At 57.8% G+C, this 9,985-nt stretch carries 6 protein-coding genes and 1 pseudogene; 3 read left to right on the top strand and 4 right to left on the bottom strand.

Annotation, left to right across the window (positions count from 1 at the left end; all coding sequences use genetic code 11):
- The first annotated feature begins 425 nt into the window (after window positions 1–425).
- Together tynA and ACWYRJ_RS13495 are read left to right on the top strand one after the other, a co-directional pair.
- Complete coding sequence (tynA, locus tag ACWYRJ_RS13500; protein ID WP_455508072.1) at window positions 426–2,699, top strand: primary-amine oxidase; 2,274 nt, start codon at window positions 426–428, stop codon at window positions 2,697–2,699.
- A 118-nt stretch (window positions 2,700–2,817) separates the two neighbouring features.
- Window positions 2,818–3,924 (top strand): GGDEF domain-containing protein, encoded by a 1,107-nt coding sequence (locus ACWYRJ_RS13495; protein WP_149366814.1) that lies wholly within the window; start codon window positions 2,818–2,820, stop codon window positions 3,922–3,924.
- 42 nt (window positions 3,925–3,966) lie between these two features.
- Here ACWYRJ_RS13495 and ACWYRJ_RS13490 read toward each other — a convergent pair whose 3' ends face one another.
- Window positions 3,967–5,466 (bottom strand): aldehyde dehydrogenase family protein, encoded by a 1,500-nt coding sequence (locus tag ACWYRJ_RS13490; RefSeq protein ID WP_455508071.1) that lies wholly within the window; start codon window positions 5,464–5,466, stop codon window positions 3,967–3,969.
- 241 nt (window positions 5,467–5,707) lie between these two features.
- Between ACWYRJ_RS13490 and feaR the strand changes: the two genes are divergently transcribed.
- Window positions 5,708–6,616 (top strand): transcriptional regulator FeaR, encoded by a 909-nt coding sequence (gene feaR / locus ACWYRJ_RS13485; protein WP_455508070.1) that lies wholly within the window; start codon window positions 5,708–5,710, stop codon window positions 6,614–6,616.
- Here the strand turns inward: feaR and ACWYRJ_RS13480 are convergent, their stop codons facing one another.
- The 3 genes and pseudogenes from ACWYRJ_RS13480 to ACWYRJ_RS13470 form a co-directional block, all read right to left on the bottom strand.
- Window positions 6,617–6,934, bottom strand: coding sequence for a YdbL family protein (locus ACWYRJ_RS13480; protein WP_115874948.1), 318 nt, complete (start codon window positions 6,932–6,934; stop codon window positions 6,617–6,619).
- A gap of 7 nt (window positions 6,935–6,941) precedes the next feature.
- Window positions 6,942–7,133, bottom strand: a complete 192-nt coding sequence (locus tag ACWYRJ_RS13475) for a YnbE family lipoprotein (protein WP_014169918.1) — start codon at window positions 7,131–7,133, stop codon at window positions 6,942–6,944.
- Window positions 7,130–9,762 (bottom strand): annotated as a pseudogene (locus ACWYRJ_RS13470) (YdbH family protein). The gene ACWYRJ_RS13475 and the pseudogene ACWYRJ_RS13470 overlap by 4 nt, the downstream one beginning before the upstream one ends.
- Window positions 9,763–9,985 lie beyond the last annotated feature (223 nt).

Raw genomic sequence — 9,985 nt, 5'->3', positions numbered from 1 at the left:
TGCAGGGATGCAGGCTCATGCCCGACCCGATAGCCTGAAGGAATAAGCTGAGGGCACCGCGAAGCGGCGATTTACCGCCGGGAGCCCGGGTCGCCAGGGCGGCGGCGACTGAGCCGCCCTGGCACGTTCACTGGTCATGTCGTGACAGAGTAGCAAGGAACATGAAGTGAACGGAATGACCACTACAGCCGTATGTTCCCCCTCACCCCAGCCCTCTCCCTCAAGGGAGAGGGGGTCGCCTGTGTTGACATCATTTGTGGGGAGAGGAAATGGCCCGGCATGTGATGTATCCCCGCTCTTTTTTTAACCTGGCAAGGCTGACAAATAATCTGGCAGATGCAGGCAAACGCTTTTCTCAGGCGCCTGTCAGGATAAGGCTGTCACAACACAATATACCCAAAAATCACAACAAGATGAGGTCTACGATGGGAAGCAATTCTTTTTTTTCTGCCCGTAGAACGGCACTGGCTATGGCCGTTGCGCTGTGTTGCGCCTGGCAATCCCCTGTTTTCGCCCACGGCAGCGAGGCGCATATGGTCCCGATGGACAAAACGCTGCAGGACTTTGGCGCCGACGTTCAGTGGGATGATTACGCACAGATGTTCACCATTGCGAAAGACGGCGCCTTCGTGAAGGTCAAACCGGGTGCCAAAACCGCCATCGTCAACGGCAAAACCCTCAGGCTCGGGGTGCCGGTGGTGATGAAAGGCAAGAAAGCCTTTATTTCCGATACCTTCATCAACGACGTTTTCCAGTCCGGCCTTGACCAGACCTTCCAGGTAGAAAAACGCCCTCACCCGCTAAACGCGCTGACGGCTGACGAAATTAAGCAGGCCGTTGAGATTGTGAAAGCCTCGGCGGACTTTAAGCCTAATACCCGCTTTACCCAGATTGCCCTTGCAGAGCCAGAGAAAGCCAAAGTGTGGGACTTTGTGCTTAACGGTACGGCGGTGGATGCCCCGCGTCAGGCAAAGATTGTGATGCTCGATGGAAAGCACGTTATCGAAAGCCTGGTGGATCTGAAGGATAAAAAAATCCTGCGCTGGGAGCCGGTGAAAGATGCGCACGGCATGGTGCTGTTGGATGATTTCACTGCGGTACAGCAGATCGTTAACGAGAGTACGGAATTTGCCGAGGTGCTTAAAAAACACGGCATCACCGACCCGAAAAAAGTGATTACCACGCCGCTGACCGTCGGCTATTTCGACGGTAAAGACGGCCTGAAGCAGGAAGATCGCCTGCTGAAGGTGCTGAGCTATCTGGACGTGGGCGACGGCAACTACTGGGCGCACCCGATTGAGAACCTGGTTGCCGTAGTCGATCTTGAGCAGAAAAAGATCCAGAAGATTGAGGAAGGCGCCGTTGTTCCGGTCCCTATGACGCCGCGCCCCTACGATGGCCGAGATCGTATAGAAACGCCGAAAAAACCGCTCGACATCATCGAGCCGGAAGGTAAGAACTACACCATTACCGGCGATATGGTGCACTGGCAGAACTGGGATTTCCACCTGAGCCTGGACTCTCGCGTCGGTCCGATGATTTCAACCGTCACGTATAACGACAACGGCAAAAAGCGTCAGATTATGTATCAGGGGTCGCTCGGCGGGATGATCGTCCCTTACGGCGATCCGGACGTGGGCTGGTACTTCAAGGCCTATCTTGATTCCGGCGACTACGGCATGGGCACCCTGACCTCCCCTCTGGTGCGCGGGAAAGACGTGCCGTCCAACGCGGTGATGCTCAACGAAACCATCCCGGATTACACCGGCGCGCCGATGGAGATCCCGCGCGCGATCGCCATTTTCGAACGCTACGCGGGGCCGGAATATAAGCATCAGGAGATGGGCCAGCCTAACGTCAGCACCGAGCGCCGCGAGCTGGTGGTGCGCTGGGTGAGTACCGTGGGCAATTACGATTACATCTTCGACTGGGTGTTCCATGAAAATGGCACCATCGGCATTGACGCCGGTGCGACGGGTATCGAAGCGGTGAAAGGCGTGCAGGCGAAAACCATGCACGATGCCACCGCCAAAGACGATACAAAATACGGCACGCTGATCGACCACAACATCGTGGGCACCACGCACCAGCACATCTACAACTTCCGTCTTGATATGGACGTGGACGGCATCAACAACAAGCTGGTGGCGATGGATCCGGAAGTGAAGCCGAATACCGCCGGGGGCCCGCGCACCAGCACCATGCAGATTAATCAGTACGATATTGATACTGAGCAGCAGGCGGCGCAGAAGTTCGACCCTGGCACGATTCGCCTGCTGAGCAACACAAGTAAAGAGAACCGCATGGGTAACCCGGTCTCGTACCAGATCATCCCTTATGCGGGCGGTACGCACCCGGTGGCGACCGGCGCGAAATTTGCCCCGGACGAGTGGATCTACCATCGCCTGAGCTTTATGGACAAACAGCTGTGGGTGACCCGCTACCACCCTGATGAGCTCTACCCGGAAGGTAAATTCCCTAACCGCTCCGTACACGACACGGGCCTCGGGCAGTACAGCAAAGATAACGAGTCGCTCAACGATCGGGACGACGTAGTCTGGATGACCACCGGCACCACCCACGTGGCGCGCGCGGAGGAGTGGCCGATCATGCCGACGGAATGGGTGCATACCCTGCTTAAGCCGTGGAACTTCTTCGACGAGACGCCAACGCTCGGGAAGAAAAAAGACGAAAAATAACCACCCGCCGGGCAATAGCCCGGTTTTTTTTGCCCTGGCGTTTGAGGATCGTCCTGGCTTGCTTATAGTTACAGATATCTCATCGACATGATTTATCCCCCGGACGGGAAAGGGCTTTATGGAAAAAAGAAAAAAACCGTCGCTGGAACGGGCGACCTGGCCAACGCGCCATGCCATGGTCATGCACGGGCTGGCGATGAACCTGCCGTGGCTGGCCTTCGTCAATATCAGCTTCGCGGTGATGATTCTGCTGCGACACGTTCTGCTTAAGCCCAGCGATCCTCTTTATCCCCACTCGCCCCAGCTGACGAGAATGGTTGATGCCTCCATGCTCGGTATTATCATCCTCTCGGCCGCGCTGATCCTCATGGCCTGGCGGCGTATCGCCGGTATCAGCGTGGTGTTGTTTATCTGTAGCGCCATCTGGTCGGTATCCTGCTTCTGGTTTATCACCCAGCTGCTGCTCCCGCACGTCTGGCCGCTGTGCGTTATTCTGTTACTCGCCGGTTTGACGGCGCTCTATTTTTACCCTGAAGGGCTGCTCGCCTTTGTGCTCCCACTCTGGATCACCCTGCCGATAGCAAGCTGGATAAGAAACGATGGCCTCAACCTACACTTCGTTGTTATCTGGAGCGTGTTTACGCTGATCCTGATCTGCGGGCGTTTCATTCTGCTGAGCTGGTTTGACGAAGCCTGGCGACGTAACCAGCAAAATCAGCTGCTGATTTCGCGGCTGGACGCGCTGGCGCATCAGGACCCGTTAACCAAAACCGCCAATCGCCGGAAAATGGAGGTGGTGCTGGAGAACGCGGTTGAGCAGAAAAAAACCTTCTCGGTGATCATGCTGGATATCGACTACTTCAAGCGTTACAACGACACCTACGGGCACCAGGCGGGTGACGACTGTCTGACGCGCGTGGCGCGCGTGCTGAAGCAGTCGGTGCGCACGCCTGACGATGTGGTGTCACGCTACGGTGGTGAGGAGTTCGTGGTCATCCTCTTCAATTGCCCGGCAAACATTGCGGAAAAGGTTGCCCTGCGTATTCAGGACGGCCTGCGTACGGAAGCCATACCGCACGGCGCCTCGACGGTCAGCGACCATGTCACCGTGAGCATGGGGATTGCGAGCATGGCCGAGGGGTTAGCGGGCACCGAGATCATCGCCCGCGCCGATGCGGCGCTGTATCGGGCGAAGGAGGCCGGGCGGGATCGGTGGTCGCTGTAGAAAAAAAGCCGGGTGGCGGCTACGCCTTACCCGGCTTGCTTTTTAATACCGCACGCACACCGACTTGGTTTCACACCAGCCGTCCAGCCAGTCCGGGCCAAAATCGCGTCCGGTACCGGACTGCTTCATGCCGCCGAACGGCAGGTTGGCGTCGATCAGCGTATGGCTGTTCACCCAGACGGTGCCCGCCTGCAGCCGGTCGGTATACTCCAGCGCCTTGCTGATATTCTGCGTCCAGACGCTGGCCGTCAGGCCATATTCGGTGTCGTTTGCCAGCTGGAGCGCCTCTTCCCCGTTGGCGACGCGGACAAGGTTGACCACCGGGCCAAACACCTCTTCGCGGGTCAGGCGCAGCGAGGCATCCGGGTTCACCACCAGCGTAGGTGAAACGTAATAGCCTTTGCCTTCCGGCCCCCGGTTACCGACGATCAGCTCCGCGTGGCGCGACTTCGCCTCATCGAGGAAGGTCTGCACCTTGTCGCAATGCGCGCGCGACACCAGCGGGTTAATAAACGCTTCCGGCGACATGCCTGGCCCGACGCTCAGGGATTTCACCGCCTGCTCAAACCCGCTGACCAGCGTGTCAAAAAGCGGCGCCTCAATGTAGATGCGCGAGCTCGCAGCGCACACCTGCCCCTGGTTCAGGAAGCTGCCGGTCATCAGGCCTTCGATCACCCACGCAGGGTCCGCATCCTTGAGCACAATTGCCGGGTTCTTCCCGCCGAGCTCCAGGGTCACGCCGGTTAGCGTGTCCGCCGCCGCGCGGGCAATTTGCTTACCCGTCGCGGTTGAGCCGGTGAAGCTCACCTTAGCAATGTGCGGGTGCGAGGTCAGCGCCGCGCCACACACCGCGCCGCTCCCGGTCACCACGTTGAACACCCCATCCGGGATGCCCGCTTCACTGGCCAGTTCCGCCACGCGCAGCATGGTCAGCGGCGTAGTTTCAGACGGCTTAATGACGATAGAGCAGCCAGCTGCCAGCGCTGGCATCACTTTCCACATGCCGATCATCAGCGGGAAGTTCCATGGCACAATCCCGGCCACCACGCCAACCGGCTCTTTACGCGTCCACGCCTGATAGCGGGCGCCCTGCGGCAACGGGATAGAAAGATCGAGAGTCTTACCCGAAATTTTGGTGGTCAGCCCGGCGGTATAGCGCATCCAGTTCAGGGTGCAGCCGACTTCAAACATACGGGAAATGTTGATGGATTTGCCCTGCTCCAGCGTTTCAAGCTGGGCCAGCTCCTCGCTGTGCTGTTCCACCAGATCGGCGAAATGGAGCAGGATCCGCTCGCGCTCGGCCGGAAGTTTTCCGGCCCAGGTGCGGGCCACAAAGGCGCGCCAGCCGGACATAACGGCACGATCAACGTCATCGACGCTGGCATCGGCAGTCGAGGCAATCACCTCGCCCGTGGCCGGGTTGTAGACATTAAGCCGCTTTGCACTGTCCGACGCGGCCTGACGCCCTTCAATCCACAGGCCATGCTGTCGGTCTAAAAACTGCTGCACGGCAGGCTGAATAGCCACCAGTGATTCAGACATAGGATACTCCTTCGTTATTCTTCGCAGGGTGTTCATCCAGTCTAAGAGGGGTTTTGCATTCTCGCTTTTGTCTCTGTGACATTCGCTTTGCCACCTGTGACAGGCTCCGCAAATCGCGATAATTGCCGCTTATATCGCTGTTACCGGTGAGTGTTCTTTCCTATAGTCAGCCTCATAGCTCTGACAAAATGCAACACAAATGCAACAATGCGAAAACGTTGATGGTGCAGTGAGAGAAACGATGGCGTGTGCAAGCGAGCAGGAACAGTATCAGCATTGGCTGGCGCAAATTAACCAGGTTTGCGGGCGTTTTAACGCGCAGCCCACCGGGGGTAAATTCTACGGCGAGCTGGAGACCAGCTATGCGCGCAGCCTGAAGCTCAGCACCGTGACCGCAGGCGGCGTTAACCTGTTCCGCTCCCGCCAGGAGATCGCTCAGAGTAACGATGCCTGGTTCTATACCGTATTCCAGCTCGAAGGGAGTGCGGAAATTGAGCAGGATGACCGTCGCGCGCTGCTCAAAACCGGTGATATCACGCTGATTGACGCGTCGCGTCCCTGTTCAATCAACTGGCAGGAAAAATCCCGCCAGATTTCGCTCCTGGTTCTGCGTCAGATTATTGAGCAGCAGTGTCGTTTCCAGGAGATAAGCTGCGCGACCGCCCTTTCCCGCACCTTACCCACGGTACAGCTGAGCCATCGCCTGTTGATGGAGAGTATGAGCAATGCCGACCTGAGCGATCGTGAAAGCGAAGCGGCGCTCGAAGCGATGATCTGCCTGCTGCGCCCCGCTTTCCAGCAACGTGAAATCATTCAGCCGCGCAAGGAGCGCCAGTTCCAGCATGTGGTGGCGCTGATTGACGACCATATTCAGTCTGAATCGCTGCGTCCTGAATGGATTGCCGCCGAGAGCGGTATGTCTGTGCGCAGTCTCTACCGCATGTTTGCCGAAAAGGGGCTGGTGGTCGCGCAGTACATTAAAAACCGTCGCCTGGATCTCTGCGCGCAGGTACTGCGCACTGCTGGCGATGATGAAAAGCTGGCGGGCATTGGCTACAGCTGGGGGTTTACCGACCATAGCCATTTTTCAACGGCGTTTAAGCAGCGTTTTGGCGTCTCGCCGGGTGAATACCGCAGGCGCTACCGCTAGCTACTTTCTGAGCCATTTTCCGTTAATACCCTTCACGTACTCGCCCGGCTGCGCGCGGGCAACCAGTTTTTGCCCAGCCATTTTGGCCACTTCATCGACCGGCAAATTATTGCTGTCAGCCAGCTTCTGGTAGCTTTCCGTGCGCGCCGCGTTGATGCGATTGACCAGCGCCAGCGTTTCGGCGTCCTGTTGAATCGGGGCCAGATAACCGCTGAGGGTTTCCCCCACGCGCCCCTGGGCCCGGGCATCGTTGAGGGTGAGCGTAGCCGCCTGTACGTTCATCCCCAGCGCCAGCAAAATCAGAGCTACTCGTTTCATGGCGTCCTCAGAACAGATCGCTGCGCGATTTCAGCAGGGTTTCGACGTCTTTATCGACCTTAATGTGGATCTCATGTTCGATTTTGACATTCATATTGATGGTAATCGGCTCCTTTGGCGCAGCGACTTCAATACGCGGCGTACAGCCGGTCAGTAGCGCGGCAACGGCAACGGTGAGCACACCAGCCATCTTTTTCATTGTTGTTCCTCACTTTCCTTGCCGGTCAAACTGCGGGGAGCAGGTATCGCCGCATGTTGCTCAAACCAGGTTTGCAGGTTGTCCCCAAAGCGCAGGCTACGCCAGAGGGTAAAGACATTCTCGTCATGGGTATAGTTCAGGTTGACGGAGCTGCTTTTGCCATCCACCCGGCTGTTCCCCTTGATGGTCGCCTGCATGGTCAACTCACCCAGATTATCTAAATTGATTCTCGTCCACGAACGCGAAATTTCCATATAGCGGAGCCAGTTAATCGCGGCACCCGCGACCATATTATCTTTGACGATGGCGTCGGCCGTATCTTTGTCGATGCGCAGCGTCATTGGGCCCGGGTTGGTGAGCCAGCCATCTTCAATGATCCATTTTTCATTGTCCAGCCAGAACGGCAGCGCCCCGCTGACTGGCCCCGACATGGCAAACTGTTTCGGATTAACGGCGCTAATCAGCTCGCTCGAAGAGATATTGTCCACCCGCAGCAGGGCCGGATCGTGCTGCGGCATCCGCAGCTGCTGCATGGTGATCTTCCCGCCGAGGGTTTCCACCTTCACGTTGGTGAGCAGCAGCGGATTGTCCTCCGTCCAGGGATAGTCCCCCTGTAGATCGGCAGTAATGTTTCGTGCGGTCACCAGGTTTACCACTTCACCGATGCGCAGCGTCACCGGACCGCGCGTGCCCAGAGACCAGGTTCCGTCGCTGAAGCGGAACGGCAGCACAAAATCGACGCCGTTAATCTGGTTATCCGGCATCCAGGCGCTGCCGGATTTCAGCACGCCGTGCCCGCCCGCTTCAAAACCCTGATCGGCCGCCGCCGAGAAAGCGACCTGCGCATACAGTTCCCCGTCGCGCAGCGTCATTTTCCAGTCCGGCGGGATCAGCGGCTGGAATACGGTGAGAGACTGTTTCGGCCACCAGGCCTGCCCGCGAAGGCGCACGCCATCCCAGCGCCCGTTTACCTGTACCGGACCGATTTTGTCCGCGTGGAGGTCGCCCTTAAACTGAAAAATAGTCGGGTCGCTGCCGTCGACGCTAAAGGTCAGGACCGATGGCGGCAACACGCTGCCGCCGGAGAAACGGGTTTGCCCGGCGTTAAGCGACAGCGCGCCGCTGAAGGTCGGTTTTTCGGGGTCACGCAACCATCGCACCGGTTGTTCCAGCACCAGGCGAGGCTTGCTGACCTCCATCGTGCCGTACTGGAGCTTGTCAAAACCGGTGGAGAGCGCCGTCAGCTCAATAAGGTTGTCGCGCCATTCGCCTTTCCCGGCGACATCCCAGCGGGCATGCATCGGCGTAAAACCGCCTTTCCCCCAGTAGCGCCACTGCCACAGGCCGTTATCGGGTAAGAAGTCGCTGGCCTGACCGTCCAGGTGGAGTTCAAAATCGCCCATCTCGTTTTCATGGGCGCGCAGAATAGCCTGCAGACGGCCGTCCACGCCCTTCTGGGTGAGCTTCACGCCGGCCAGCGGATTTCATCGATATCGAGTGAATCAATGATGCGCCCGCGCGAGCGGAGCAGCGCGCCCGGCTCAAAGGCCAGCTGCGGTTCATACAGGCTGCCGGTCAGCGTTGCGGGCAATTTAGCGTAAAGAATGAGATCGTTTTGCTTTGCCTCGCCGCTCAGGTGCAGAGGCATGTCGCTGTTTTCCATGCTGAGCCTGCCTGGCCCGATATTCAGTACCGCGTTGCCTTTCCCCGCATCACCGTGGGTAAGCACATTCAGCCGTCCGGTCAGGGTGGTTTTATCCAGCCCCTGCTGCCAGTTGTCGGCGCGAAGGGACACACGCCCGCTCAGCGGCATACCCGAGAGATCCCAGTTCCAGCGCCCGTCGCTAATGTTCAGCTGTTCCGCCGTGATCTGCCACGGCAGGTCGAGCAGCGGATCGGGATTGTCCCGCGCCATCACCACCAGCTGTCCCTGATTGTCTTCCCAGTCCAGATCGGCATCGACCAGAGACGTCAACTGTGGCACGTTAAAGGTCGCGACCGCGTGGCCTTTCACCGGTACGCCATCCGGTACCAGCGGCAGGGTAAATTCGCCCACCAGCTTAATCGGCTGCGGCTGGTCCGGGAGCTGTACATCGAACTGGCTGACCGAGAGCGTCTGACCGCGAAGCGTGCCTTTAATGCTGACCTGCTCGCCTTTATAGGCGATCTCCTGACTGGACGGGGTCAGCGACGCACGCAGCTCGCCCTGCCACTGCTGCCAGGGAGAGAGCGTCAGACGGTGAATCGTGAGCCAGGTATTGGGTAATACTGCCTGCCATTGCGCGAGCGTTTTCGGGGCGACCGTTGAGGGCGCTGACTGGGGAATTTTGCTCAGACAGACGGAATTTAAATCCAGCGCGCCGATATCCAGCTTCCAGCGGCTCGGATGTGACAGCATCACGTTATCGATGCGGGCAATTTCGCAGTCTTCAACCAGATAGCGAAGATCGGGGATCACCAGCGCGTGGCGGGTCAATTTCGGGCTTTCTTCGAACGCGATGCGCGTCCCCACGGGCAGCCAGATCCCGGCGAGCGTCGGGACCCACTGGGCGAGCGTCATCAGCAGCGTCAGCGGCAACAGTATGAACAGCAGTAAAAGCGCAAGAGCGGCTTTGTATTTACCCTTCATGGGCAGTTAATATCCTGATTTAGCGAAAGAATTAAGCCGGCAGTGCCGAACATTGTCGCATGTTTAGCGGTTGAGTTGAAGTTAACGCCAAGATTAAGGATAGATGCTGGAAATAGTATGAGGTAACTTTTTTGCTATGTGTAACCTAAAGAACACATTTTATATTCAGTGGGTTACGCATCATTTCAGGCGTAAAAAAGGGAAAACACTGCGAAACTAATAC

It is taken from the genome of Enterobacter sp., assembly GCF_977039595.1.
The sequence above is the reverse complement of the archived record's forward strand: the minus strand, read 5'-3'. Positions and strand labels throughout refer to the sequence as shown.